Below are 26887 nucleotides of genomic sequence, written 5' to 3' on the forward strand. Positions count from 1 at the left end.
GCCCAGGGAGCACTGACCCGTTGCCCCGACACCCGGTCCGTCCGATCCTCAACTGACTGGGTGTCAGAAATCATGCGGGCTCTTCCTGACGTACGCAATGCCCGCTACCCTCACCCGCCGTGAACGGGCCCGTCAGGGAACCGGATCCGCCAGAGGGGAATGCGATGCCTTCGGACGCCGCGCGACGCGCCGCGCAACTGGACCCGGCCTCTACCGTGCTGTTGACCGTCGAGTGCCAGCGCGGCGTGGTTGGCCCGGACAGCGCCCTGCCCGAACTGGCCGAGGTGGCCCGCGCGTCGGGGGCGCTGGCCAACGTCGCGCGCCTGGTGGCGGCCGCCCATGACACCGGTGTCCAGGTGCTGCACGCGATCGCCGAATGCCGTCCCGACGGCCGCGGCGCCAGCCACAACGCCCGCCTCTTCAGGGCGGCCGAGCGGCTGCCCGTCCAGCAGCTCGCCGGGTCCACGGCGGTACGGGTCGCCGATCCGATTCCCGTGACGGAGGACGACCTGGTGGTGCGCCGGCTGCACGGCCTCTCGCCGATCGCCGGCACCGAGGTGGACGCACTGCTGCGCAACGCCGGGTGCCGCACGCTCGTCATCACCGGGGTATCGGCGAATGTGGCGATCCCCAATGCCGTGTTCGACGCGGTCAACCTGGGCTACACGGCCGTGGTCCCCGCGGACGCCATCGCGGGGGTCCCCGCCGAATACACCGCCGCAATGCTCTCCAACACCCTCTCCCTGGTCGCCACGGTTACCACCACGGAGGAGGTCCTGACCAGCTGGCGACGACCCCACCGCGACCGCTGAGCGGGACGGCCGGCTTTGTTCACTTTCTGGGGACAGCGCTTGTCGGTCAGTTGGGACAGCACGTGGTGATCAGCGCGGCCCGGGAGTGTTCCCGAGTTCTGCCGGCACCGTAGTGTCGGATGGGCGCCAGCTGCCGGAGTGGCGGGACAGGAGACTGCGTGGACGCCATGAAGATCGGGGCCGTCGAGACCGGGAGATTGCGCCTCGTGCCGCTCGCCGTGGAGCACGCGGACGAGATGGCCGAGGTGCTCTCCGACCCGGCCCTTCATGTCTTCATCGGCGGTGTTCCGCACTCTGCGCCGGCGTTGCGATCACGGTATGAACGCCTGGTGGCCGGCTCTCCCGAGCCCTCGCAGACGTGGTGGAACTGGCTGATCCGGGTCCGTGAGGAGCAGTGCCTGGCCGGGACGGTGCAGGCAAGGATCACTGCTGAGGGGCGCGGGTGTGTGGCGGAGGTTGCCTGGGTGGTCGGGACCCCGTGGCAAGGGCGCGGGATTGCCTCTGAGGCGGCACGAGGATTGGCCTCCTGGCTGCGGGAGCAAGGCGTGGAGGTGATCCGTGCCCACATTCATCCGGATCATCACGCATCCGCTGCCGTTGCCGCCGCTGCCGGCCTGGCCCCCACCGGTCACTGGCACGAAGGCGAGATCAGATGGGAGTGTCCGGCGACGCAGTCACCCGTCGGCAGGGTCTGATCGTCCGCGCGCTGTCCTGGGAAAGACCGCGGTGCTGACAAGCTCGTGAACCCCTACTTGGGCACCCACTTGCGCTCCCCCGTCCAGTAGGTCAGCTGGTCGTGGCCCTCGATGGCGCTGGTGCGGAAGGGCTTTCCGCCGTCGTCGACACGCAGGGTTCCCTGCCGGCCGCCGCTGCTCCAGCCGACCTCCAGGTACCAGCTGACGTCGTGGCCCTCGGTGTGCACGTCCAGGTTGAGGACCTGCGGATCATGGGCGGAGACCTTGAAGGGGAAGTCCTTCGCGGGGACCTTGATGTCGCCATCCTGGCCGGCCGCCGGTTTCGCTGTCGGCCGTTCGCTGTCCAGGTCGATGTCGAAACGGCGTGGGGTGATACCCCCGCCGCAGCCGTCGGCCATCGAATAGGCGGCCCAGGGGAGCGCGGTATGCGTGCTCACCACCCGGACGTGCAGCGAGGTCAGCACGACGGCCTCGTCCGAGGTGCCGGTCGCCGTGAGCTGGAGCGGCAGACTGCCGCCGTCGATGCCGCCCATGGCGCGTGCCCAACCACGGCTGTCCTGCGGCGCGGGTGGCGGCGGGACGTGCTCCGGATCCTGCTGGAGCAGGTAGCTGACGCTGCACGGCTCGTCCCAGTTGTACGAGCTGACGCCGACGTGCGGGGCGGAGCCGTTGCCCTTTGCGTCCTCATCGTCTCCCGTGGAGGGGCGGCTCGCGTCGGAGGCTTCCGGGCGGGCGGACGTGGTGGGGCCGTGCTTGCGCTTGTCGCCGTGGGCGGGGGAGTGCTTCGAGGCGGAAGGTCCGGGGGCGGGGGCCTTCTTGGCGGTCGCGGCGGGATCGCCGCCGGCGGACGGCGGGCCTGCGGCGGCACGCGGGTCCCTGCCGCTGTCAGCCCCCGTTCCCCCCTCGAAGGCCAGGGCCGCCGGTACGGCGAGGGAGACCAGGGCGAGGGCGGCGAGGGCGAAGCGGAGGCGGCTGCGGGTGGGGGAGACGGCGGCGGCCTTGGTGTCCCCTTCGGTGCAGGGGGCGGTGGGGGCGGTGGGGGCGGTTGTGGTGGGGGGCGAGGTGTTTGGGGTTGTGGCGGCGGCTGAACGGGGCGCGCCGGGGGCGATGGCGGTGTCGGGGGTGACGGGAGCCGGATCGCACGCGTGGTCCGGGCGGTCTGACGGGCCCTCCGATTCCGGGGAGTTCGGCTCGGGCGCAGCGGGTGCCGATGTTCCGGAGCGTGCCGGTGCGCCCGCTGCCGTGTCCGACCCGGCGCCGCGAGGCGGTGCCGAATGCGTTGCTGTCGCTGCCGTCTCTGCTGTTGCTGCCGCCGCGGCCGACGCCGAGCGGCCGCGGCGGCGCCCGTCGTCCGCGACGATCCACAGGCGGTGCAGCTCCACCATTTCCTCGCGGTTCGCCCCGCACAGCCTGGCGAGGCGTTCGGCGGGGCCGAAGTCCACGGGTACGGCGTCGCCGTTGCAGTAGCGGTGCAACGTGGACACGCTCATGTGCAACTGCCCGGCGAGGACGCCGTAGCTGCGCCCGGAGCGCTCCTTGAGCCGGCGCAGCAGGCGCGCGAACCCTTCGGTTTCTGTGGCCACCCTGATCCCCCTGTTCATTCCGCCGTTCCAGGACGCTGTTCCAGGGAAGGGTCAATTCCCCTGGTCAAACCCCTTGCCGGCGTTCCAGCTTCTCTCATTGTCGCGGATCGGTTGGCGCGGCGCCGACCGCCTCGCAGGCTGTACGCAGTGCCACCGAGACCGGAAGAGCCATGCGAACCCGCCCGTATCTCAGTGATGTTGTCGCCCTCGCTGTGCTGATCGCCTGCGCTGCGATCGTCATTTCTCTGCTCGACGGGAACTGAGACCGTTCCGATAAGGACAGTCGCCCCGTACACACACGAACCGACTCCCCCCTCACACACGAACCCAGCTCCCCGAGCGTCACACCCAGCACCACATTCAGCACCACACCTCCACAAGTGGAGGGAAAGGAACGCAGATCATCATGCTCCGCATCCGCATCCGCATCCGCCCCCGTACCGCCGTCGCCGCGTCCGCTGCCGTCCTGGCCGCGCTGTCCCTGAGCGCCTGTGACGGCTCGTCGTCGGACGCCCGCTCCCCGGGGCACGCCGCCGCCGACGCGGCCACTGCGCGCCCGGGAGACAACGCCGACGGCAAGGAGAACGGCAGCAACAACGGCAGCAACAACAACGGCAGCGGCAAGGAAAGCGGCAGCGGCTCGTCCTCCAGCGCAGGGAAGAACTCGGCCCCGGCGAACAGTCCGGCCGCGGGGAAGGCCCCTGGCCAGGCGTCCGGTTCGTCCGATGCCTGCACGGGGGACAACGTGACGGCCGTGATCACCAAGGTGCCGCGCCCCCTCAACCACCTGCTGCTGACGATCACCAACAAGGGCTCCCGCTCCTGCAACGCCTACTTCGCGCCGTCCCTGCGCTTCGACGACGAACAGTCCGCCACGCAGGTCAACGAGGACAGCAAGCCGCAGGCCGTGGCGACGGTCGCCCCGGGCCGGTCCGTGTACGCGTCCGTCCTGCTCAGCAGCGCGGCCGGCGGAACCCATGGCCGCACCGCCCGGAAGTTGACGGTGTACTTCACGCCGCGCAGCGGTTCCGGTTCGACCGGTGCACCGGTGACCCTCAGCCTGCCCACCGGTACGCACAAGGACGACAACGCCTCGGTCACCTACTGGCAGAACTCGGCGGCCGACGCGCTGCAGTTCTGACCGATTTCGGAGGGGCGTGGGGCCGAAGAGCGCGGGTCGGAGCCGGCACACGAGCCAATCACCCTGCACAGGTAAGACCCTGACGCGCCATCAGTTGCATGCGGCCCGTACGGGATCTCCGTACGGGATCTCCGTACGGGCCGCGGGGCGACCGGTGGAACCCGCAACCGATGCCCACCGTCTTGGCTACCGACCGTAAGGGGAACGCAAGGGGACCCCGGCCCTCACGCCTCCAGGAGAGGGAAAGAATGATCCGCGCCACGGCAGGTCGCATCCAGCCCCCGAACGAGGTGGAGATCGCCTTCAGGGCGGCCTTCGGAACCGTGCTCCTCGAATTCGGCGGTTGGGTGCTGGACGCGTTCGTCATTCCACCCACCGGATTTCGTCAACTGGAGGAACGCATGGGGCTGTCGGGCGCGATCCTCCAGCTGTGCCTGTCCGCCGGGGTGCTCACGGTGCTCTCCGCGGCCGGTAAAGCCGGCTGAAGGGACGGCAGGGTCCCGGCCTGCGCCCGCGCCCCCTGCCGGCGAGACGCTCCACCACGCGGTAGCGCCTGCCAGGTCGTGCACCGCGCCATCCCGTTCCTGGCCGGAATTCACCCCGTGCGAGGGCAGGTGAAAGGCGGCCGGCGGTGATCACCCCGCGGCGGATCACGCGGTGGTGCGCGGGTGAATCGGCAGATGGAGTGGCATGCGCCGAATGCTGAAGGATCAATTCCCATTGGTGTGCCCCGGAGTGCCGCGCTTTTCCAACCGTGTCCGGTTGAAGGCTTATTGCGTGTGGTTTTCTTCTGCTTCAGTGGAACGCGTTGTTTCGCACCTACTGAGGAGGCCATATGGCCGAAGTCAAGAAGGTCGCCCGCCCCGCGGTCACCGCGTCGTCCCGTCCGTGTGCGTTCGTCTCCCCGGACAAGGGCAATGCCCCGACCATTACGCCCGCCCACAAGCAGGCGGAGGCCGTCCCGGCCCCCGCTGAGCAGCGGAACGAGCGTGCGTCGGCCTAAGGGCTGAGGTTCCCCGGGGCCCCGCCCACCGGCCGGGCCCCGGTCTGTCGCGCGGGCCGGGCCGAGGGCCGGAGCCGGTCCGCGTCCACGGCTCCGCGCCCGGGGCCCTTTTCACCGACGCAGTGCCGCACGCCGCGCCCAGGGCCGCGTCGTATGTCGCGTCGGAAGTCGTCAGACGCAGGGAGAAGTCTTCAGCCATGCAGAATTCGATGTACCAGTCCTCGCGCTACGTCCGCACCCTGCGTGCCGCGGGCAACCGGGATTTCACGTCGTTCGGAGGCCGGCTCGATTCCTATGAGGGCGACGAGCGGACCATGGCTTTTCACGCACTCTTCGGAAATGCTCGGCTGATCGACCGGGACATCGTCGAACTCCTCAAGGAGGCCTCCCAGGGCACCAGCTGGGACCGACTGCGCGAGCGGGCCGACGACGACGCACTGCGTGACCTCGTCGAGGCCCGGTTCCTCGTCGAGGCGGGGCACGACGAGGCCGCGGAGATCGACGGCCTGCTGGAGAGCCGGCGGAGCGCCCTCGGAAGCGGGGTGTTCCACTCCTCCATCCAGCTCGTGCTCACCAACGCCTGCAACTTCTCCTGTCAGGGCTGTTTCGCGTACAACTTCGACGGCGGCGTCGAGGAGCGCAACACCTCCGGCGAGTCGGTGAAACCCGGCCCGGTCCTGGTCGAACTGCGCCGCACGCGTGAGGTCACGGGCCCCACCCGCCAGGACTCGGGCCCCACGTTCGCCGAGGGCGACTGGAACCACGGCTCGGACGAGGTCCGCAACCCCTCGATGCACATGTCGCGCGAGGTGGCCGAGAAGACCGTCAAGGAGGCCATCGAGCTGCGCAAGGCCAACGGTGGCGGCCATCTGACGGTGTCGTTCTTCGGCGGCGAGCCCACCCTGGCGCGGGGCACCATCCTGCACGTGCTGCGCACCTTCGGCGACAGCCACGACGGGGTCACCCTCTCCTACGACCTGACCAGCAACGGCTCCCGCATCGACGACGAGCTGCTGGCGGCGCTCGCCAGGCACCGCGTCGACACCACCGTCTCCATCGACTACCTGGTCCCGGAGACCGGTGAGTTCCGCGGCGGGCAGCAGCAGCGCACTTCGTGGGAGGTGATCCGCAAGGCGATCCTCGACATGAAGGCCGCGGGCGTCCCGGTCAGCATCACCTCGGTGCTCTCCCAGTTCACCTGGGACAAGTGGGGCACCCCGCTCATCGACTTCGTCGCCGAGGCCGGTCTGGACAGCCTGGACGTCATCGTGTCCTTCCAGGCCAAGGAGTTCTTCCAGAAGCACAGCCCGCACGACGTGGCGCGGCGGCTGCTGGCCGCCGTCGACTACGGGCGTGCGCGCGGCGTGCAGCTCAGCGGCTACTGGTACCAGACCTTCCAGATGATCATCGACGAGGCCAAGTGGGCCGAGCAGGCCGACTACAAGACCTGCCCGGCGGTGGGCCGCCAGCTCTCCATCGAGCCCAACGGCAGCGTCTTCGCCTGCAAGGCCACCGCCCGCAAGCTGGGCACCATCGACGACTGGCGCGGCATCTTCTCCTCTCCCGCCTACCAGGACTACGGCATGCGGGCCTACACCAACGGCCCCGGCTGCCAGGGCTGCGAGCTCCAGGGCACCTGCTCGGGCGGCTCCGCCGGAGCGCTGGAGGAGGAGAACGGCTCGATCCAGGTGATGTCGCCCGGCTACTGCTCCTACATGCGCGAGGTGGTGCAGGGCCTCCTGGAGCGCCATCACGCCCAGAGTCTTGCCACGCTGTCCTGAGCCGGTCCCCGACGCTCTCCGCAACGGCCCGCCCCGCGCGAGGCGGGCCGCCGATCCACGACCCGGCCCCACGACCCCGGTCCGGGCCGAGGAAGGGTGATTGGTTCCATGGCAATCATTGGGATGCACTTCGGCCACGACGCGGGGGCCGCGCTCACCGAGGCGGGCGGCTACCGCGTCATCGAGGCCGAGCGCCGCCTGGGGCTGCGCCATGTGTGCGGCGGCAACGGCGGCTTCCCGCGGGCCGCCGCCGCATGGCTGGCGGAGCTACGGGAGCGGGCGGCGGGCCCGGTGACCGGGATCGCGGTGGCCGACTGGTACACGCCGGTGTGCCAGGTACTGCCCCCGGCCCTGGTGGAACTCGTCAACGAGGACGCCCGCTGGACGGCCACCGGCGGCACGGGTCTCGCCGATGCGGTGACCCGCGTGATCAAACCCGTGGACTGGCCGCTGGCCAAGGGGTTCGGCGGCCTCACCCTGACCGCGGTACGCCACCACTACGCGCACGCCGCCCTCGCGTACTACACCTCCGGGGCCCGCAAGGCCCTGGTGCTGGCGCTGGACGGGACGGGCAACTACGCCGAGTGCGGCATGGTCTGTCTCGGCGACGGCGACCAGCTCACCCCGGTGATGTCCTTCACCAACCGCACCGGCCCGCGCCTCGGCCTGGTCTACGAGGCGCTTGCCCGGCGTGTCCACGGCAGCCAGTTCGACACCGGCAAGCTGCTCGGGCTGTCGGCCACCGGGGAGACCGATGACGCCCTGTTGCCGGTGCTGCGCGCCATGCTCGTCCCGCAGTCCACCCGGCGCGCCTCGCCGGACCTGTACGAGCGGCTCGACGAGGACCGGCTGACCGGCACCGCGCTGCGCTACGCCGACACCTGGTGGGAGTACGACCCGCACAGCGGCGGATATCTGGACGCGGGCCTGGCCGACTCCTCGGACGACGACGTCGTGCACTCCTTCGGCTCGGTCTTCCCCGACGAGATCCGCACCGCGGACGGACGCAGCACCCCCGTCGGGACCTCCCCCGGCGCGCGCATCTGCAGGGACCTGGCGGCCACCTTGCAGACCGCCGTGGAGCGGGACCTGACGTCGCTGGTCACCGGCATCAGCCGGCGTTTCCCCAGCTACGCGACGCTCTGCTACGCGGGCGGCTGCGCGCTCAACATCACCGCCAACAGCCGCCTCGCCGAATGCGCCCAGTTCACCCGGGTGTCCATCCCGACCTGCTGCGACGACTCGGGGATCGCGCTGGGCGCGGCGCTGGCCGTCGCCGACCCGGCCGATCGCCCGGCCCTGCTGGGCCGCTCGGGATGGGCGCCGCTGGCCTACGCCGGACCGCCGCTGGAGGGCCTGGAGGCGGTGGACGACGACGGTGACGACGGCGACGACGCTTCCACGGCCGACGGCCTGCGACGGCGGCTGGGGGGCCTCGGGCTGTCCCTGCGCCGCCCGGCCGACGACGAGGAGTTCGTCCAGGCCGTCGCCGACCTGCTGGCCGAGAGGCGGTGCGTGGCCTGGCTGGAGGGCGGCCTGGAAACCGGACCGCGGGCGCTGGGCCACCGCTCGCTGCTGGTCTCGGCCCACTGGAGCGGCGCCCGCCGCTACGTCTCCCAGACGATCAAGAACCGGGAGTGGTTCCGGCCGGTCGCGCCGATCTGCCCCGAGGAGCTGGCCGACCAGTTCTTCACCGGGCCCCTGGACCACACCGAGACCATGCTGTTCGCGGTGCGGGTGCGGCCCGACCGGGCCCAACGGCTCGCCGAGGCACGGCACATCGACGGTACGGCGCGCCTGCAGACCGTACGGCCCGACGCGCAGCCGCTGCTGCACCGGCTGTGCCACGCGGTCGCCGCCCGCACGGAGTTGCCCGTGCTCATCAACACCAGCGCCAACGGCGGCGGCCGCCCCCTCCTCAACCACCTCGACGAGGCACTGGAGTTGCTCACCGGGACCGAGCTGGACGCCGTGGTGCTGCCCGAACGCCGCCTGATCGTCGAGTGACCCCCGCCCCCGCCCCCGCCCAGCGCCCCTTACCCGATTCCCCCGGCACCCCGGCCCGGCCCGACCCGGTGAAGTTTGGCCGAAACGGCGATGTCGGGGCCGGCCGGTCCCACCCGATCATGTGCAGGCGTCGTGTCCCTGGAGAGTGCCCGTGGCCGCCATTCCACTGCGAGACATCCACAAGACGGAACCACTGCGCGTCCTGTCCCCCGCGGACTGGGAACAGTGGATCACCCAAGGCTATGTGATCATCCGTCAGGCGGTCGCGCCGGAGACGGTCACCGCCCTCACCGAGGGTCTGTACTCCTTCCTCGACATGCACCCCGAGGACCCCTCGACCTGGGGCTCGCCGCACACCGGCAACGACCGGCTGCCGGGCCACAGCGGCCTGGTCGAGATGTACAACCACCAGGCCCAGTGGGACGTCCGGCAGACCCCGCGGGTCCACGGGGCCTTCGCCGACATCTGGGACCGCGCCGACCTGTGGGTCACCATTGACTTCGCCAACGTCAACCCGCCCAACCGGGGACCGCGCGCCTTCGACGGGTTCATCCACTGGGACGTGGACACCTCCGCCGAGCCGTTGCAGGTCAGCTGCCAGGCGGTGCTCTCGCTGACCCACGGCGACGAGGAGATCGGCGGCTTCCAGTGCGTGCCGGAGATCTTCACCGACTGGGAGAAGTGGGTGAGCGGCCGGCCCGCCGACCGCGACCCGTTCACGCCGGACATCACCGGCTACCGGATCACCACGCCGAGCGTCGCGCCCGGCGACCTGATCATCTTCAACAGCCTGCTGCCGCACGGGGTGCACCCCAACGTCTCCGAGGCCCGGGTGCGCATGGCCCAGTACCTGACCATGGCGCCCGCCTGGGAGGAGAACGCCGGCCTCCGCGAGGCCCGGGTGCGGTTCTGGCGGGACCGGATCCCGCCGCATCCGCCGCAGGGCGGGGTGCGCAAGGACGAGGCCGCACTGTACGGGCCGGCGACGCTGACCCCACTGGGCGAGCGATTGCTGGGCCTGCGTGCATGGTCCGAGGGGAGCATTGTTGGCTAGCACCGCCCCCTCCGGGGCCCGCCCGGCCGTCCGGGCGGACCTGGGCCGCCCGTTCCGCTGGCTGTGGGCCTCGACGGCCGCCTCCAACGCGGGCGACGGCATCACCCGCACGCTGCTGCCGCTGCTGGTGGTCGCGCACCACCCCGACCCGGCGGTGGTCGCCGGGCTGACCACCGTCAACATGCTGCCCTGGCTGCTGTTCGCGCTCCCCGCGGGCGTCCTCGTGGACCGGGTGGACCGGCGCCGGATCGTGCTGGGCAGCAACCTGGTGCGCGGGGCGGCGCTGCTCGGCGCGGCCCTGCTGCTCGCCGGCAACCGTCCGCTGGGCCTGCTGTACGCGCTGGCGTTCCTGCTGGGCATCGCCGAGACCCTTGCCGACACCGCGGCGCCCGCGATGCTGCCGCGCCTGGTCGACGAGCGGCACCTGGAGCGCGCCAACGGGCGGCTGATGGCAGCGCAGATCGTGCTCAACGAGACGGCCGGACCGCCCGTGGCGGGCCTGCTGGTGGGCCTGACCGCCGCCGCGGCGCTGGCCACCGGCGGGGTGCTGTACGCACTGGCCGCGCTGCTGCTCCTCGGACTCGCCCCGCTCGCCCGCACCACCACCCGCGAGGCGGCACCGGGCCGGGCGCGCAGCGGGGTGCTCCGCGACATCCGGGCCGGGCTCGGCTTCGTCCTCGGCCATCGCACCCTGCGGCGCACACTGGCCGCGAGCGCCCTCTACGGCCTGGTGTTCTCGGCGACGTTCTCGATGCTGGTGCTGCTGAGCGAGGGCACGCTGGGGCTGAGCGCGACCGGGTACGGACTGCTGCTCGCCGTCGGTTCGCTGGGCGCCGTCGCCGGCAGCTGGCTGGCGCCCCGGGCCGCCGACCGGCTGCCCACCGTACGGCTGGCCCGCTGGTCCCTGGTGGCGTCCGGGGCCGCGTACGCCGCGCTGGGCCTGGGCCGCCATCCGGTCCTGGCCGCGCTGGCACTCGCCGCCAACGGCGTCTTCATGATGGGCTGGAACATCCCGGTGATGTCGCTGCGCCAGCGGCTCACGCCGGAGGATCTCCAGGGCCGGGTGATGAGCGTGTCCCGGCTGTGCGCGTGGGGCACCATGCCGGTCGGCGCGACGCTCGGCGGACTGCTCGCCGAAGCCCTGTCCGTGCCCGCGGTGTTCGTGGTGTGCGGGACCGTCCTGGCCGTGGGCGCGCTGGTGCTGCTCGCACCCCTGCGCGAGGACCCCGCCGCGCCCGGCGACGCACTCCCGGCGCCCTGCGCACCACCGCTGTCCTCCGGTGCGCCGCCCTCCGACCCGCCTGCGCACAGTGACCTTCTCGACAAGGGGTGACCATTGGCTACACAGCTCTACGACACGGTGATCGTCGGAGGCGGCCCGGCCGGCCTCAACGGGGCGCTCTACCTGGGCCGTTCACGCCGCCGGGTGCTGCTGATCGACTCGGGTGACGCCCGCAACATGGCGGCGGGCGTCATGCACAACGTCCTCACCAACGACGGGGCGACGATCGCGGACTTCCGGGCCCGTTCGCGCGCCCAACTCGCCGCGTACGACGTGACGTTCCGGGACGACGAGGTGGTCTCGGCGGAACACGACGGTGCTCACGTGGTGGTCGCCACCAAGGAGTCCGGCACCGTCCGGGCCCGCACCCTGCTGTACGCGGCCGGTGTGCGCTCGGTGCTGCCGCCGGTCCCGGGCCTGGCGGACCTGTGGGGCACGACCGTCCTGGAGTGCCCGTACTGCCACGCCTGGGAGGTGCGCGAACGCAGCTTCGCCGTGTACGGAGGGGTCGTGGCGAGCGAGTGCCTGGCCGCGACCCTCACGGTGTGGTCCGACCGCATCACCTACCTCACCGACCGGCGCGAGCTGCCCCAGGACGAGCGGGACCGGCTCACCGCGGCCGGCGTGCCCGTCGTCACCGACACGGTCAGCGAGGTGAAGCCGCATCCCGAAGGCGTCGAGGTGGTGTTCAAGGACGGCCGGTCCGCCGGCTACGGGGCGCTCTTCCTGCACCTGGACATCGAGCCCCGGGTGGCTCCGCTGCGCCCCTGGCTGCAGGCCCCGGACCTGGAGTCCGTGCAGACCGACGAGCGCGGCCGCACCAGCCTGCCCCGGCTGTACGTGGCCGGTGACCTCGGCCGGAACATGCAGCAGGCCGCGATGGCCGCCGCCAGCGGAGGGCTGGCGGGCATGGCCATCAACGCCGACCTGATCCGCGAGGACCGCCCCGGCTCGCTGCCCGAACCGCCGCCCCCGACCCCGGCCCGCTGAGCGCAGGCCGCCCACCCCGCACCCTGCCGTGCCCGACGGTCCCACCGCGCACGGCAGGGCGGCCGGGCACCACGCAAGGCACGACAGCCACGCACAGCGCACCGACGGGAGCCCCTTCGCGATGACGTCACCCCGTGCCGAGTTCACCCCGCACATGGAGCACTACACCTTCGTCCTGGAGGACCAGCCCTATCTCGGGTATTTCCAGTACGGCAACGAGAAGAGCCCCGTCCACACCACCGACCGGCACGGCTTCCGGGTCACCCCGGGCCCCGGCGGGCTCCGGGCGACGGTCGGCGACGACCGGCCCGACGGCCCGGTGCGGGTGCTCGCCGGCAGTTCCGCGGTCTTCGGCGTGGGCGCCACCGGTGACGCGGCCACGATCTCGGCGCGGCTGTGGAACGCCCACGCGCCCCGGCTGCCCTGGTTGAACATCGCCGGGCAGAGTCACAACTCGGCCCAGGAACTGCTGCTGTTCACCCTCTTCCAGCACGAACTCCCGCCGGTCGAGGACATCGTGCTGCTCTCCGGGGTCAACAATCTGGTGCTCAGCCGGCTGCCCGAGGAGAAGCAGGGCCGGCACGGCGCCTTCTTCGACTGCGGGCCCGCCCCCGACGTCGTACCGCCGTCGGACCAGCGGGTCGCGCACGCCAGCGAGCTGACGATTCGTCACCTGGGCGCCTGGAAGCTGCTCGCGGACGGCCTGGGCGCCCGGCTGGTCTTCGCGCTCCAGCCGCTCGCGCCCTGGGTGCGCGAGGAGCCGCTGCCCCGCGAGCAGCTGCTCTTCGAGGAGCTGGACGAGGTGTCCAACTTCCGCCGCTTCCACAACGACATCTCCACCATGGCCGTGGGCCGCGCCTACGCGGACCGGCTGGCCGCCGGATGCGCCCGGCTCGACGTGCCGTTCCTGGACCTGAACGTGGCGCTGGCCGAGGCCGCGAAGCCGGCGGACTGGCTGTTCATCGACCGCGTGCACTGCACCGATCTGGGATACGACCTGGTGGCCCGGCAGCTGGCGGACCGCCTGGACCTGGTGTGAGGAGCCCCGCCATGCACGACGACAGCAGCGCGGCGCCCGCGTCGGCGGTCCGCCGCCTCGCCTCCTGGCTGCGGCACCGGGGCCGTCCGGGGCCCGCCCCCGACGCCCCGGCGGACCGGCCCGCCGATCCGCCCGCGCCGCCGTCCCCGCTGCGGCCGCAGCCCGAGGACGACGCATCCGTCTACCCCCTGTTCTGACATGGGGAGGTCGGACAGGGGGACCGGCAAGGGCGGTGCGCGCGCCGACCGCTGGGGCCCCGGCGGGCCGGACCGCCCGGTCCTGGGCATCTCCGCCTACTACCACGACAGCGCGGCCGCCGTGGTGGCCGGCGGCACCCCGCTCGCGGCGGCGCAGGAGGAGCGCTTCACCCGGCGCCGCCACGATCCCGGCTTCCCCTCGCACGCCGTCGCCTGCTGTCTGCGCGAGGCCGGGCTGCGCCTCGACGAGCTGGCGGCCGTGGCGTTCTACGAGGACCCGGCGCTGAAGTTCCGCCGCGTGCTGGCGACCTGGCTGGCCACCGCCCCGCACGGTCTCCCGGTGTTCCGCCGGGCGTTCCCGCAGTGGGCCGGCTGGAAGCGGCGGGCCCTGGACGACGTGCGGGCGCGGCTGCGCGTCCTGGCCCCGGGGCAGGTGCTGCCGCCGGTGGTGGCGCACCGGCACCACGCCTCGCACGCCGCGTCGGCGTTCTTCCCGAGCCCGTACCCGTCGGCCGCGGTGTTGTGTGTCGACGGCGTGGGGGAGTGGGCGACGACGACGCTGTGGCACGGCCGGGGCACCGAACTGGTCCCGCTCGCGGAACTGCGCTTCCCGCACTCGCTCGGCATGCTGTACTCGGCCTTCACGTACTTCTGCGGCTTCAAGGTCGACTCGGGCGAGTACAAGCTGATGGGCCTGGCGCCCTACGGGACGCCGCGCTACGCGCCGCTCATCCGGGAGCGGCTGATCGACATCAAGCCGGACGGCTCGTTCCGCCTGGATCTGCGGCACTTCACCTTCCAGTATGGACAGACCATGGTCGGCCGGGCCTTCGAGGAGCTGTTCGACGGGCCGCGCCGGACACCGGAAGGCCCGCTCACCGAGCGGGAGTTCGACCTGGCGGCCTCCGTGCAGCAGGTGACCGAGGAGGTGATGCTGCGGCTGGCCCGGACGGCGCTGGAACGCACCGGGGAGCGACGGCTGTGCCTGGCCGGCGGGGTGGCGCTCAACTGCGTGGCCAACGGCCGGGTCCTGGCCGACGGGGTCTGCGACGAGCTGTGGGTGCAGCCGGCGGCCGGGGACGCGGGCGGGGCGCTCGGCGCGGCGCTGGCCGAGTCGCACCGCCGGGGGGCGCCCCGCCCTCATGTGGGGCGCGGCACGGACGCGATGGCGGGGGCGCTGCTCGGCCCCGCTTGCTCCGACGGCGAGACCGAGGAGTTCCTGACCCGTGGCGGCTACCCCGCCGTGCGCCTGCCGGAGCGGGAGATGGCCGAGCGTGTCGCGGCGGAGCTCGCGGAGGGAAGGGTGGTGGGCTGGTTCCAGGGGCGGATGGAGTTCGGGCCGCGGGCGCTGGGCAACCGGTCGATCCTCGCGGATCCGCGCGATCCCGCCATGCAGTCCACCCTCAACCTCAAGACCAAGTTCCGGGAGTCCTTCCGCCCGTTCGCGCCCGCGGTGCTCGCCGAGGACGCCAAGGACTGGTTCGACCTGCCACAAGAGAGCCCGTACATGCTGCTGACCGCGCAGGTCGCCGCGGCCCAGCGCCGGGAGTGCGGGACCGCGGCGGACGGGGCGACGGGCCCGGAGCTGCTGCGGGTGCCGCGCTCGACGATCCCGGCGGTCACCCACGTCGACGGCTCGGCTCGTGTGCAGACCGTGTCGGCCGAGCACCATGCGCGCTTCCACGCGCTGCTCACCGCCTTCCGGGACCGCACGGGCTGCCCGGTGCTGGTGAACACCTCGTTCAATGTGCGCGGGGAGCCGATCGTGCGCGACGTCGAGGAGGCGTACGCCTGTTTCATGCGCACCCGGATCGATCTGCTGGTCCTCGGCGACTACCTGCTGGACAAGCGGGAGCAGCCCGAGTGGCGGGAGGAGGTCGACTGGCGTGCCACGATCCCGATGGACTGAGCGGCTGCGGCGCCTGGGCCCGGCAGTGCTGTACTTCGCGGTGGTCACCCCGGCCGGACTGTGCGCGCGGGCGGTGCGGGACCCGCTGCGGCGTTCCTGGGACGGCCGCCGGGCGAGCTATCTGGACCGCCCGGCTCCTACCCGTCGCCGCTTCGCCACCTTCCGCCGGGCCCCCTGAGTGGACGGCGGCAGCCCGTGGGCGCGCGGGCTCACCGGCCGTCCCGGCGCGCCGAGGTCACCACCACGCGGCGCGTGCCGAGGACATGGACGCGGGAATCGGCCTCGGTGAATCCGCACGCCGTCGCCCAGCGGCTCGCCTCCTGCGCGGTGTGAGGCAGCGGCACGTCGGCGGCGAGGTGACCCGAGAAGCGCTCCGACGGCCGGAAGTGCGTGGCCAGCGGCAGCGTGAAACCCACCCGGCCACCCGGACGCAGGGCGCGCCGCCAGTCGGCCAGTGCCCGGCGCCCCAGGAAGTGCAGCGAGGACGCGCAGAGCACGACGTCGAGGGAGTGCTCGGCGACCGGCAGCGGGACGGCATCGGCGACCCGCCAGTCGATCGCCGTCTCCGGTGCCGGACCAGCGGCGCGGGCTTGGCCCACCGCGACCATCCCGGGAGACAGGTCGACGGCCAGGACGGGCGGGGCGGTGTCGGGCCGGCTCCGCGCGAGTTGCCGGGCGACGGCTCCCGCGCCGCACGCCACGTCGGCGACCGCGTCGGCCGCACCAGGGGACACCCACGCGATCAGGGCCCGCGCGATCTCCTCGTGGTGCCGGTGATCGTAGCTGTCGGCCAGCTCGTCGAAGGCCCCGGCCAGAGTTGCGCTCTGCATCACCGTCCGATCCTAGCCGCCGGGCCGCGACGGCCGTGGACACCCGCCCGCCGGGGTTGCGGCCCCGGCGGGCGGCTGGGCGGCCGCGCCGTCAGCCGAGGGTGACCGAGCCGCCCTTGACGTCCACCTTGGCGCGCGCCAGCGCCTTGGTGGCGGGGCCCCTCTTCACACTGCCGTCGTTCTGCGGGGTGTGCATTCCGGCTTGTCATGCGATCCGTTGTTGCTCAAGCCACCACACCAGTAAGCGCCGGATCCCGCTCCCGGTATGTCGAACGTCGTGTGCGGGATGCGCCCGGCTTTACCAACCGCTGAGCACGGAGGGAGGCCCTGTCGGTCTGGATCGGGTGCGGTCGGGGGAGTGCAGTCGTGTGGTCGTGCGGTCTTTGCCGCGACCGAAGTGGCGACGGCCGCCGTGGTTGTCACCGTGCCGGTGGGTCGTCTTCTGTGCGACGAGAGGGCGTCCGTCGGCGGCTCCGGAGTGGACAAGGGGGCCCGCGAACGTTCCGCGGAGGGCAGGAACGGAGTGCCCCCCGCTCCGGAGAGAAGCTGTTGTTCGGCACCCGGGCGGGCCCGAGTGGCAGCGGTGCGCCCTGAGCTCGAGAGCGCACCGCAGGTGCCTGCCGGAGAGCAGGCACAGTTGCCGTCAGGACGCGGCGGTTGGCCCCTCCATATGCGCGCTGATCCATTGCAAGCTGCTGTCAGCCATTCCCTGCACATATTTCTTGGCGTCGTGCTGGCCGCCCGGGATTTTCAACAGGTGTGTCTTGACGGGGCCGTGGCCGTACTGGGCGATGAACTTGTCGACCTTCGGCATCACCGTTCGCTCAAGGGTGCCGACCTGGAATTCGACAAAGACGTCGGGGCCCTTCTTGGCAATCAGCTTCCGGGCCAGCCTCTCAGGGTTGTTCGCCTGCTCGGCTGCTCCGTAGCCCGCCCACAGCGGGGAGTCCGGCACGATGTCCGGTCCGGAGGCAATCACGGCCTTGAACTTGTCCGGGTACTTGAGTACGGCTTTCAGCCCCGAGAAACCACCGGAGGAGGAGCCCATGAAGGCCCAGCCGTCGCGCGACTTGAGGGTGCGGAAATTGGCCTTCATCAGATTGGGGACATCCTCGGTCAGCCAGGTGCCCATCTTGGGCTGGCCGGGTATGTCGCTACCGTCGTAGTAGTTCTTGGCATTCGGGTTCAGCACCGGCATGGCGAGCAGGAAAGGCAGGCTCTTGCCCTCCTTCGACAACTTGGCGATGGTCGCCTGCAGCTTGAGGTCGGTTCCCATCCAGTAGTTGTACGGGAAGCCCTCGCCGCCGGGCAGCGCCACCATCACGGGGAAACCGCTTTTTGCATACTTGGGCTCGCTGTACTGCTTCGGCGCCCACACCCACACCTTGCCGGTGAAACCGGATTTGGGGCCTTTGAGCGTCACCACGCCGATCGTGGTGCCATCGGACAGTCGATTTTGAACCCGGAAGTCGGCTTGGGGGCCGGTCGGCATCAACGTCTTGGCCGGGGTGGCGCCACCCCCGCCCTGGTTCCCGCCGGATCCCGATGTCTGTTGGCCGTAGGTCACGTGGTCACTCTGGGCCGGGTGAACGGTGGAGTGGTCGATCATGGGCCATGCGAGAACGCCGAGGGTCGCCAGGGCGGCGATCCCGATCAACCAGAGTTTGGCCCGAGAGGCCCGCCGACGGCCGCGGGAGCGGTGGGCTCCCCGGGAAGAATGGTTCATCATGTCCCTTCGGATGCTGCTGCCCCGAAGGGCAGGACTCACGGTTCCCTGCTGCTTGATGGGTGAAGCGGGCGGAGGGGTTCCGGCCCCGGACCATGAAATGCATTTCATCGTGTCGTCGGCCGACGCATGCGGTCCGCAAGCGAGGGCGTGGGGCAACACCGCCGGCCGCAGTACCGTCACCGGACGGCCGGCCCACCGGCAGCCGCCGTGGCCTCGGCGGCGTTGCCGAGGCCCTGGCCGCACGGCTCACCGCAGTACGTGACCTGTACGGTGCCCCGACGGGCCGAGCCGCAGGTGGACACCCCGCCCGCCGGCAGCGAGCATGAGCCGCATGTCTGAGCAACCGGAGCCCGGTGAAATGGGCGAGGCTCTGTCCGAGCGGCTCGCCCGTATCGAGGCGCTGCTGGTGCCCGCGCGGTCAGAGGCCGGACAGACGGAGCGTCGGTTGCTGCCGGCGTGGCGGCGGGTGACCCGTGGTGAGCCGCGCTGGCCCTCGACGGTCGCGGTGCTGGCTGCGATCGGGCTGCAGTGGCTGCTGCCCGAGCGGCTGACGATTCATCCGGAGTGGTTGCTGCCGTCGTTGGAGACCGCGCTGCTGATCGCGCTCGTCGCTGCGAATCCGTACCGGATCGAACGGGCCTCGCGGTTGTACCGGTTGGCGGGGCTGGCTTTGATCGCGATGATCAGCGCGGCGAACGGCTGGTCCGCGGTGCATCTGGTGATCGGGCTGGTGCAGGGGGCCGGAGGCACCGATGCCGGACCGTTGCTGACGACCGGCGGTGCCATCTGGCTGACGAATGTCATCGTCTTCGCGCTGTGGTACTGGGAGTGGGACCGGGGCGGGCCCATCGCGCGCATACACGCCACCCGGGTGTATCCCGATTTCCTCTTCCCGCAGATGCAGGCGGCCGAACTCGTGCCGGAGCACTGGGAGCCCGCGTTCCCGGACTACTTGTATCTGTCCTTCACCAATGCCACGGCGTTCAGTCCCACTGATGTGATGCCGCTCAGCCGCTGGGCGAAGATGCTCATGCTGGTGCAGTCGGCGGTCTCGCTGCTGACCGTTGTCCTGGTCGTCGCCCGCGCGGTCAACATCCTGAAGTAGCCGCACAGCGCCACCCCGTGTGGCGGTGGGGAGGCTCCGGCGGCTGCCACGAGGCGCCACCTGCCGCTGACTTGGGGGTTTGTGCGGGGCTCGGTAGTGGGTGCCGATCGCTTCTACCGTTTCGAGCAGGGAGTAAGGGGATGTGGTGACGGTGTCCCTGCTGGAGGAATGGGAGCCACGTGAGGCCGCGATCCGGGAGCGGGTGGCCGAACTGCGGGTAGAGGGCGCGGAGTTGAGTGAGCAGTGACCACCCCGCCAAAGAGGAATCGAGCACTAGGCTGCTGCCCCACGCGAGTCAGTCGAAGGAGGACGTTGTGCCACGGTCCGACACGGCGGTCAGGGCTCGTACCCGCCTACTGTTGATGTACAACCTCACGCAGCAGGTGCGGGTGCCCGACGACATGCTCCGCCCGCTGACCGAGGCGCTTGACCTCGGCCGGTTCGCCGCCCACGTCGAGGCCGCCGGGCGGCTGCTGCCCCGGCTGGTGCTGCACGAGCGCGTCCCCGAGATCACGCTGCCGCCGAGTGCGGGCCGGGTCGACGGTGCGGCAATCACCCTGGCCGTCACGCCTCGCCGGGACCCGCTGCTCTTCGTGGACGTCGAGATCGCGGAGGGCTCGGACGGCTCGGACGCGATTGCCGAGACCCTCTACGCCACCTGGCAGGACCGCTCCGCGACGTGCGTCGGCGGGGCGCCGCTGACCGAGTGGCTCGACGGGCGCCTGCGTGCGTACGGCGTCACGGACCGGCCCGCCGACCAGCCGCCGCTCGAGTTCGGCCGGAACGTCCACCAGAGCGTCTTCCCCGGAGCGGCGCTCGCGCGAGGGCTGCTCGCTGAGCACGTGCCCGGCGACGCGGTCGGCCCGGACGTGGTGACGATCGCGCTCCGCGGCACGCTGGACGGCAGCACCGGCGCCACGCTGGGCATACGCCGGCCCGAGACGCTGAACAACCCCGGCCAGACCATGGTCGCGCACGGCAGGGGCGTGTCATTGATCGTCGGCTACGCGCCGCCGGTGGAGAACGCCTTCGGGCTGGCCGCGGCCGGCATCCTCAACGCGGTCGCGGCCGTGCACCGCATCCGGCGGCAGGCGTTCGAGGCGCTGGAGCTCGACCGGGCCGCGGTGGTCGAGACGGCGGACGATGCCCGCACCCTGGTCGCGCGGCTCTCGCGCCGGCTCAGCGATCTCCAGCTCGACCTGAGCTTCAGCGTCGAGGCGTACGCCGACACGACCCTCATCCCGGAGCTGCTGGTCGAAGGCTTCCACTCGTCGCTGCGCGGGGTCTCGGCGCTGGCGGACGCGCTGGCCAACACATCCCGCACCGTCGAGCGCGTGGACGCCGTCCTCGCGACGCGACGCGTCGACCTGGAGACGGCGTCCCAGCAGTACGCCGAGCGCCGCGACCGGGTGCTGGCCGCGGCGATTGCCGCCGGCTCGGTCATCGCGCTCCCGCCCGCGCTGCTGCTCGCGTTCTTCGGCGTCAACAGCAGCGACGTGGACCCGCGCCGGTCGATCCTGGACGTCCACCACTACGGTGTCGCATACGCGATCGCCTGGTTGCCGTTCCTGCTGCTGATCGCGGCCGGCATGGTCGCACGCCACCGCATATCGCTGCGTCTGTCCGCCCCAGACGCCGTCATTCCGGCTGGCATTCCCGATCGGCGCCGAACCTGGCGTTCCTGGCTCGGACGATCGCGGCGACGCGGTCGGTGACGCCGAGCTGCGCGAAGACCGCGGAAACGTAGTGGCGCACGGTCTTCTCGGGTGACACCCGCCCGCCGGGGTTGCGGCCCCGGCGGGCGGCTGGGCGGCCGCGCCGTCAGCCGAGGGTGACCGAGCCGCCCTTGACGTCCACCTTGGCGGGCGCCAGCGCCTTGGTGGCGGGGCCCTTCTTCACGCTGCCGTCGTTGATGTCGAACTTGCTGCCGTGGCACATGCAGTTGATGGTGCCGCCGGAGACCTCGCCGACCACGCAGCCCGCGTGTGTGCAGATCGCGGAGAACGCCTTGATCTCGCCGTCCTGCGGCTGGGTGACGACCACCTTCTCGGCCTTGAAGATCTTGCCGCCGCCCTTGGGGATCTCCGAGGTCTTGGCGAGGGCGGTGCCGCCGGCTCCACCGCTGCCGCTGCCCCCGCCGCTCGACCCGGAGGCCGACTGCTCGCCGGCCGCGTCGTTGGAGTCGCCGCTCCCCGCGTCCATCTTGCTGCCGCCGCAGGCCGCGAGCGCCGCCGTCAGTCCGGCCGCGCCGACCGCCGCGACCACGGCCCGCCGCCCCGCCCCGCGCTCCGCCGGTGCCGTGCCGGTCTCTTCCGTCGCCGTCATCGCCGCGGTCTCCGTCCGCTCCGACGCTGCCTGTCGAGCCATGGTGTGCCTCCGGTTCATGGTGGTGCCTTCGGTGCGCGCTCTGCTCCATGGGCGTTGCACAAGGTCCATACGGAGCGACGGCCCGGGGCGTTCAACACGCACATGTTCCTTTCGCAGAGGTACGAACGACGGCAGGAAACGGCGGTGGAAAACGGCGGCGGAACAGCGCCATGCATTGGGGCAGTAGTGGTGGCACGAACGGCTGAGGGCCGTTCGGGGGACGCCCCTCAGTCCCCCTCGGCCTCCTGGGTGCGTCCCTCCAGCGCCTCCCGCAGAAAGTCCCGCTGGAAGTGCAGCAGCTGCTCGTTGACCGTGTCATCGGCGGGCAGATGGGTGGCGCCGGGCAGCGGCAGTACGCTGTGCGGCTTGCCCGCGGCGAGCAGCTCCGCCGAGAAGCGCAGGGTGTGCGCGGCCGCGACATTGTCGTCCGCGAGCCCGTGGACCAGCAGCAGCGGGCGGCTCAGCAGATGGCCGTGGCCGATCAGGGAGCAGCGCGCATAGTTCTCCGGCTGCTCCTCGGGGTGGCCCAGGAACCGCTCCTTCCAGTGGGTGTCGTACAGCCGCATGTCGGTGGGCGGCGCACCGGCGACCGCCGCATGGAAGACCTCGGGGCGGTGCAGCACCGCGCCGGCGGCCAGGAACCCGCCGAACGACCAGCCGCGGATCGCCACCCGCGCCAGATCGAGGGCGCCGCACTGCTCCGCGGCCGCCCGCAGCCCGTCGACCTGGTCCTCCAGGGCAGGGGTGAGCTGGTCACCGTGGATGGTCTTCTCCCAGGCCGGGCCCCGGTTCGGTGTCCCGCGGCCGTCGACGACCAGCACCGCGAAGCCCTGCTCGGCGAACCACTGCGACACACAGGTGGGCCATTCGCGGGCGCGCCCCACCTGCTGCATTCCCGGCCCGCCGTACGGATCGAGCAGCACCGGCAGCTTCCCCGTGCCCTCCTCGTGCCAGGACGGCAGGAAGAGAGCGCCGCGCAACTGCCGTTCGCCGAGGATGAGATGGCGGGGGCGCGGGGTGACCGACGGCTCCTCGGCGAGGGAGCGGATGACCTGGCACGGCGCGTCCTGGTCCGTCCCCGTACCGTCCGCCGGCTCCGCCCGCAGGACGCGCGCCTCGTCGCCCCGTGGCGTCTCCCCGGACACGACGACCGTGCCGCCCCGCCCCACACCGGTGAATCTGCCCGGCCCCTGGCTCAGCCGCCGGTTGCCGCGGCCCGGTTCATGGCGCCACACATGGGTCTCCAGGGGGTCCTCGCTCGCCGTGAACAGCACCTGCTCGCCCTCGACCCCGAGGACCTCGCACAGCTGCAGCCCCCTGGGGGTGACCCGTCGGCCGGCGACGGTCAGATACCGGGTGTCGCCGTCGTCCTCGGGGAGCACCAGGGCACCCGACGCCGTACGGGCGGGGGTGCCGCGGACGATCTCCACCCAGGCGGGATCGGTCCGCTCGTGCAGCACCTCGGTGGCCCCGGTCGCCGGATCGACCGCGAGCGTCCGCAGTATGCGCTGGTCACGGCTCTGTACGGTGAGGAAGGGGCCCTGTGCGTCCCAGCCGGCGGCGACGAGGTACTCATAGGCCCTGCGGTCCCACCGCACGTCGATCCGCCCGCCCTCCAGGGAGCGGAGCTGCACGGTGACCTCCGCATTGGGGGTGCCGGCCGCCGGGTAGGCAACCGCCCGCGGCGGCTTCGTCGGGTCGGCCGGATCCGCCGTGTAACGCCGTTCCACGGGGCCGGTGTCGACCCTGGCCACCAGGAGGTGGCGGCTGTCCGGCGCCCACCAGTAGCCGCGCATCCGGTGCATGGACTCCGCGGCGACGTATTCGGCGAGCCCGTAGGAAACCTCCGGGCCCTCGGCGCGGGCCAGTTGCCGGTCGGTGCCGGCCAGATCGACGACGTGGAGGCAGCGGCGGCTCACATAGGCGAGGTGCCGGCCGTCGGGGGAGGGCCGGGGGTCGACCACCGGCCCCGCCGCGGGGACGGAGAACGGCGCGCCACCGTCGGTCCGCACCGCCCACAGGGCTCCGGACAGCGCGAACGCCACCAGACGGGCCGCGTCGTCCGCCGCGTACGACACCACGCCCACCGAGCGCTCCCGGGCGCGCTCCCGGCGCAGCCGCTCCTCCTCGGGGATCTCCCCGGAGCCGTTCCCCACCAGGAGCGCCGGGTCGGCCAGCAGCTGCTCCGTGCCGTCCTCGTACTGCCACAGCCGGCCCACGGGATCGGTGCCGGAGCCCGTGCGGACGAACAGGACCCGGGAGCCGTCGGGGGAGACGGTGAATTGCCGGGGCACGCCGAGGGAGAAGCGGCGGGTGCGCGCGAACTGTCGGGGGAACGCAGCGGAGTCCACGGTGTGCCCGGTGTTCCGGTCGCTGTCCACGGTGCTGTCCTCCAGAGGGTGAGGGACCCGGACGACGGTGCCGTCCGGGGATGACGATCTCTGAAGGGAAACTAGGCACATCGAAGAGGCCGGCGGAAGACCCGGCCGCGGCCCGGCTCCCTCACCCCTCGCCGCTGCCGCCCGGACCGGCCGGGCGGAGGCGATCTCCCGGAACCGCGAAACCCGGGGCGGCGAGCGGCAGCAGCACGGCCGCGCACGCCGGGAGGGCGTAGGCCAGGCGGGAAGTGGCCGCCGGAGCCCAGGAGGCCGCTGAGTGCGCCGCCGGTGACCACACCGGCGTGGTGGAAGCCGTTGAGCCGGGAGGGGAGGGGTAACCAGCCAGGAATCTTCGGTCCGCTTCTGCAGGCTCTTCACCTCGACCCCGCACTCCACCCGCTCGGTCAGCCGGTACGCCTCGGCGAACGACCGCAGACACGCGAGGGTGTCCTTGTGCGGCGGATAGTCCGCATACGAATCCGGCATCGGGAACCCGCCGAATCCGGAAAGCGTCTTGCTGGAAATGAAGTGAGCCGAGCCGTACATCGGAGATCCCGGATTCTCGATGTCCCCCGCAGGTGTCCAGCTCACCCGCTTTCCACGCCCCGTTGTCCCCGCCATGCGCGTTGCCCATCGTTCCTCATCCCTTTGCCGTGGGAACCGGAAATCCCTCGTGGTCACGACGCCAGACAAATGAGGTGCCGGGGACGGGGGTTCTCGCGGCCGTACACAGGACCGCAGCGGCCATCGCGACGGCCTCGCCGATGCCTGTCCGCGGCCGAATGGCGAGGACCGGCGGTAATGCCGCAGGCCCGGTGCGCGATAACGCAAAGTCATTGCCGTGTCACATCGCGCCATGAAGAAGTCCGGCTGCCGGACCGGGCGGAACTGCCCTACAATCTGCGGACACTTCCGCCGGCCGTCTGGTTATTCCCATGACCCTTGAGAAAAGCTCCGCACCGTTCACCGAAACCACGGAGAAGTCACCCTCCCATTCCGTGAATTCGGTGGAGGCGGCCACGCTGGACGCCCTGCGGAGCCGGCTGCGGACGCTGTTCCGGATGCGCCCGTGGTACACCGTGGTGGTCGACGCGGTGCTCGCGCTGGGCTGTGCCCTGGTGGACCCCCAGATCCGGGAGGGCTTCGCGCCGGGCGAGATCTACAGCCCGCTGTCGCCGTCCGCATCCGGCTGGCTGACGGCCGGGGTGGCCGGGCTCCTGCTGTTCCGGCGCCGCTTTCCGGTCGCGGTCGCCGCCGCCGTGACCGGCGGTCTGCTGCTGGGCACCGGGTCCGTGCTGACCCTCTCCGTCGCGTACTACTCACTCGCCCGCCATGCCGGCCCGGCCCGGCGGATCCGCACCGTGGTGGTGACCGCGTCGCTCGGGCTCGCCACCGTCCTCGCCGTCGCCCTGGTACACCTGCACCGTCTCGCCCCCCGTCACGGGCTCACCGCTTCGTTCCAGGGAGTGCTGCTGCTCATGGTGGCGCTGGCCGCCGTCGTGCTGCCCGTGCTCGCCGGGCTCCGCCCGCTGGGCCGGCACCCGGGCTGGTGGGAGACCCGGCGGGCGATGCTGTTCGACGTGTCGCTGGTGGTGCTGTTCCCACTGGCCAACCCGGCGGTACTCCTCGTCAACGTCGTCCATGGCAGCCCGCTGGGGCTTCCGGCGCCGGTGGTCGCCGCGCTCGCGGTCCTGGGGGGCCTGGCCGTCGTCCTGCGCCGCCGCTACCCCGCGGGCGTCGCGGTGGCATCCATCGCACTGCTGCCGCTGGTCCTGCCGCCCCTCAGCACCCTGCCGGTCTGCCTGTACACGGTGGCCAAATATGGGCGCTCCCGCCGCCAGCTGCTGACGATCTCCGGGGCGGCCGCGGCCATGCTCCTCGCCTGGTCTTACATCATGGACCTGCCGGGGATCACCCCCATGGCGATGTTCCTGCTGGTCTCGATGATCGTGGTCCCCGTGCTGCTCGGCATGTACCGGGGCACCAAGCAGAGTCTGCTGGTGAACCTGCGGGAGCGGGCGGAGCGTCTGGAGCGCGAGCAGCACCTCAAGGAGGCGCAGGCGCGGATGCAGGAACGCGCCCGGATCGCCCGCGAGATGCACGATGTGGTCTCGCACCGGGTGACCCTGATGGTGGTGCACGCGGGCGCCCTGGAAGCCGGGGCCGGCGGCGACAACGAGGTCGCCCGGAAGACCGGCGCACTGATCGGCCAGATGGGCCGCCAGGCGCTCAACGAACTGCGCGATGTGCTGAATGTGCTGCGGATGGACCACCCCGACGACCAGGCCCCGGCACCGTCGCTGCCGACGCTCGACGACGTCACCACCCTGGTCGAGGAGTCCCGCAGCACCGGCACCCGCATCGACCTCGACATCACCGGCACCCCGCGTGACCTGGACGCCGACCTCGGCGGCACCCTGTACCGCCTCGTCCAGGAGGGCCTGACCAACGCCTGCAAGCATGCCTCCGGGGCTCCGGTCCGCGTCGAGGTGCGCCACCTCACCGACGCGGTGCGGGTACGGGTGGCGAACGACGCCCCGCAGGGCCCGTCCGGCACGGAACTGCCCAGCGGCGGCCGCGGACTCGTCGGCCTGGGCGAACGCGTCAGCACCCTCGGCGGCAGCTTCACGTCCGGGGGTCTGCCGGGTGGCGGATTCGCCCTCGAGGCCACGGTCCCGCTCGACCGCCGCTGAACGGGACCGACGCCCCGGGACAGCCCCCTCGGGAACGGCCGCCGCCGACGAAGGACCTCACACGCCCTCCCGTTCGCCGCCACGCTCCACGGACCGGCCCGAGCCGGGGACGGGCACGTCGTAGGACCGCTCACCCGCGCACCGCCACCAGATCCAGGCCGGCGCCAGCACCGCGATCAGCGCGAGCGGGGCGTAGTTGAACGTCTCGAGGGAGAACACGCCCGAGGCGGCCCACGGGCCGGGTGCACGGCCCCAGGGCAAGGTGTACCCACCGCAGGCCGTACGGCTGCGG

Annotated in this window: 23 protein-coding genes; 17 read left to right on the top strand and 6 right to left on the bottom strand. The window is 71.9% G+C overall.

Translation table 11 applies throughout. The features are described from left to right. Positions 1 to 164: 164 nt before the first annotated feature. On the top strand, positions 165 to 812 hold the full coding sequence (locus OIU81_RS32360) for a cysteine hydrolase (RefSeq protein WP_329153522.1): 648 nt from the start codon (positions 165 to 167) through the stop codon (positions 810 to 812). Between the two features lie 167 nt (positions 813 to 979). Beyond that, positions 980 to 1507, top strand: a complete 528-nt coding sequence (locus tag OIU81_RS32365; protein WP_329155516.1) for a GNAT family N-acetyltransferase — start codon at positions 980 to 982, stop codon at positions 1505 to 1507. A 53-nt stretch (positions 1508 to 1560) separates the two neighbouring features. Here the strand turns inward: OIU81_RS32365 and OIU81_RS32370 are convergent, their stop codons facing one another. Further along, the gene (locus OIU81_RS32370; RefSeq protein WP_329153523.1) at positions 1561 to 3090 is read right to left on the bottom strand and encodes a transcriptional regulator; all 1530 of its coding nucleotides are present in this window, start codon (positions 3088 to 3090) and stop codon (positions 1561 to 1563) included. A 406-nt stretch (positions 3091 to 3496) separates the two neighbouring features. Between OIU81_RS32370 and OIU81_RS32375 the strand changes: the two genes are divergently transcribed. The 12 genes from OIU81_RS32375 to OIU81_RS32430 all read left to right on the top strand — a co-directional run bounded on the left by OIU81_RS32375 (position 3497) and on the right by OIU81_RS32430 (position 15671). Further along, positions 3497 to 4231 carry a DUF4232 domain-containing protein gene (locus OIU81_RS32375; protein ID WP_329153524.1) on the top strand — a complete coding sequence of 245 codons (735 nt, stop codon included), beginning with the start codon at positions 3497 to 3499 and terminating at the stop codon, positions 4229 to 4231. A gap of 248 nt (positions 4232 to 4479) precedes the next feature. Beyond that, positions 4480 to 4716 carry a hypothetical protein gene (locus tag OIU81_RS32380; protein WP_329153525.1) on the top strand — a complete coding sequence of 79 codons (237 nt, stop codon included), beginning with the start codon at positions 4480 to 4482 and terminating at the stop codon, positions 4714 to 4716. 350 nt (positions 4717 to 5066) lie between these two features. Further along, positions 5067 to 5234, top strand: coding sequence for a hypothetical protein (locus OIU81_RS32385; RefSeq protein ID WP_329153527.1), 168 nt, complete (start codon positions 5067 to 5069; stop codon positions 5232 to 5234). A 197-nt stretch (positions 5235 to 5431) separates the two neighbouring features. Further along, entirely contained in the window at positions 5432 to 7015 is a 1584-nt protein-coding gene (locus OIU81_RS32390; protein ID WP_329153529.1) for a radical SAM/SPASM domain-containing protein, read from the top strand. Positions 7016 to 7123: 108 nt separating this feature from the next. Continuing rightward, positions 7124 to 9022: a carbamoyltransferase C-terminal domain-containing protein gene (locus OIU81_RS32395; protein WP_329153531.1), complete on the top strand. Its 1899-nt coding sequence runs from the start codon at positions 7124 to 7126 to the stop codon at positions 9020 to 9022. A gap of 151 nt (positions 9023 to 9173) precedes the next feature. Then, on the top strand, positions 9174 to 10076 hold the full coding sequence (locus OIU81_RS32400; RefSeq protein ID WP_329153533.1) for a phytanoyl-CoA dioxygenase family protein: 903 nt from the start codon (positions 9174 to 9176) through the stop codon (positions 10074 to 10076). Beyond that, the gene (locus OIU81_RS32405) at positions 10069 to 11409 is read left to right on the top strand and encodes an MFS transporter (RefSeq protein WP_329153535.1); all 1341 of its coding nucleotides are present in this window, start codon (positions 10069 to 10071) and stop codon (positions 11407 to 11409) included. Before OIU81_RS32400 ends, OIU81_RS32405 begins: the two co-directional genes overlap by 8 nt. A gap of 3 nt (positions 11410 to 11412) precedes the next feature. Then, entirely contained in the window at positions 11413 to 12348 is a 936-nt protein-coding gene (locus OIU81_RS32410) for an NAD(P)/FAD-dependent oxidoreductase (protein WP_329153537.1), read from the top strand. Between the two features lie 121 nt (positions 12349 to 12469). Then, positions 12470 to 13387: an SGNH/GDSL hydrolase family protein gene (locus OIU81_RS32415; RefSeq protein ID WP_329153539.1), complete on the top strand. Its 918-nt coding sequence runs from the start codon at positions 12470 to 12472 to the stop codon at positions 13385 to 13387. Between the two features lie 11 nt (positions 13388 to 13398). Beyond that, positions 13399 to 13584 carry a hypothetical protein gene (locus OIU81_RS32420; protein ID WP_329153540.1) on the top strand — a complete coding sequence of 62 codons (186 nt, stop codon included), beginning with the start codon at positions 13399 to 13401 and terminating at the stop codon, positions 13582 to 13584. A gap of 1 nt (position 13585) precedes the next feature. Continuing rightward, positions 13586 to 15493 (top strand): carbamoyltransferase family protein, encoded by a 1908-nt coding sequence (locus OIU81_RS32425; RefSeq protein WP_329153541.1) that lies wholly within the window; start codon positions 13586 to 13588, stop codon positions 15491 to 15493. Then, positions 15471 to 15671 carry a hypothetical protein gene (locus OIU81_RS32430; protein ID WP_329153542.1) on the top strand — a complete coding sequence of 67 codons (201 nt, stop codon included), beginning with the start codon at positions 15471 to 15473 and terminating at the stop codon, positions 15669 to 15671. The genes OIU81_RS32425 and OIU81_RS32430 overlap by 23 nt, the downstream gene beginning before the upstream one ends. 31 nt (positions 15672 to 15702) lie before the next feature. On the opposite strand, the gene OIU81_RS32435 is transcribed toward OIU81_RS32430, so the two are convergent. Next, on the bottom strand, positions 15703 to 16323 hold the full coding sequence (locus tag OIU81_RS32435) for a class I SAM-dependent methyltransferase (protein WP_329153543.1): 621 nt from the start codon (positions 16321 to 16323) through the stop codon (positions 15703 to 15705). Between the two features lie 643 nt (positions 16324 to 16966). After that, a complete protein-coding gene (locus OIU81_RS32440; protein WP_329153545.1) occupies positions 16967 to 17980 on the bottom strand; it encodes an alpha/beta hydrolase in 1014 nt (337 codons plus the stop codon). A 403-nt stretch (positions 17981 to 18383) separates the two neighbouring features. On the opposite strand from OIU81_RS32440, the gene OIU81_RS32445 reads away from it, so the two are divergent. Continuing rightward, complete coding sequence (locus OIU81_RS32445; RefSeq protein ID WP_329153547.1) at positions 18384 to 19157, top strand: hypothetical protein; 774 nt, start codon at positions 18384 to 18386, stop codon at positions 19155 to 19157. Between the two features lie 362 nt (positions 19158 to 19519). Continuing rightward, positions 19520 to 20872, top strand: a complete 1353-nt coding sequence (locus tag OIU81_RS32450; protein WP_329153549.1) for a hypothetical protein — start codon at positions 19520 to 19522, stop codon at positions 20870 to 20872. A gap of 106 nt (positions 20873 to 20978) precedes the next feature. Here the strand turns inward: OIU81_RS32450 and OIU81_RS32455 are convergent, their stop codons facing one another. Both OIU81_RS32455 and OIU81_RS32460 read right to left on the bottom strand, forming a co-directional pair. Further along, positions 20979 to 21482: a Rieske (2Fe-2S) protein gene (locus OIU81_RS32455; protein ID WP_329155517.1), complete on the bottom strand. Its 504-nt coding sequence runs from the start codon at positions 21480 to 21482 to the stop codon at positions 20979 to 20981. 269 nt (positions 21483 to 21751) lie between these two features. After that, the gene (locus tag OIU81_RS32460) at positions 21752 to 23905 is read right to left on the bottom strand and encodes a prolyl oligopeptidase family serine peptidase (RefSeq protein ID WP_329153551.1); all 2154 of its coding nucleotides are present in this window, start codon (positions 23903 to 23905) and stop codon (positions 21752 to 21754) included. 932 nt (positions 23906 to 24837) lie between these two features. Here OIU81_RS32460 and OIU81_RS32465 point away from each other — a divergent pair. Beyond that, complete coding sequence (locus tag OIU81_RS32465) at positions 24838 to 26595, top strand: sensor histidine kinase (protein ID WP_329153552.1); 1758 nt, start codon at positions 24838 to 24840, stop codon at positions 26593 to 26595. A gap of 57 nt (positions 26596 to 26652) precedes the next feature. On the opposite strand, the gene OIU81_RS32470 is transcribed toward OIU81_RS32465, so the two are convergent. Then, entirely contained in the window at positions 26653 to 26814 is a 162-nt protein-coding gene (locus tag OIU81_RS32470; protein WP_329153554.1) for a hypothetical protein, read from the bottom strand. Positions 26815 to 26887: the final 73 nt, after the last annotated feature.

The sequence above is a fragment of the Streptomyces sp. NBC_01454 genome (assembly GCF_036227565.1).
Classification (GTDB): Bacteria; Actinomycetota; Actinomycetes; order Streptomycetales; family Streptomycetaceae; genus Streptomyces.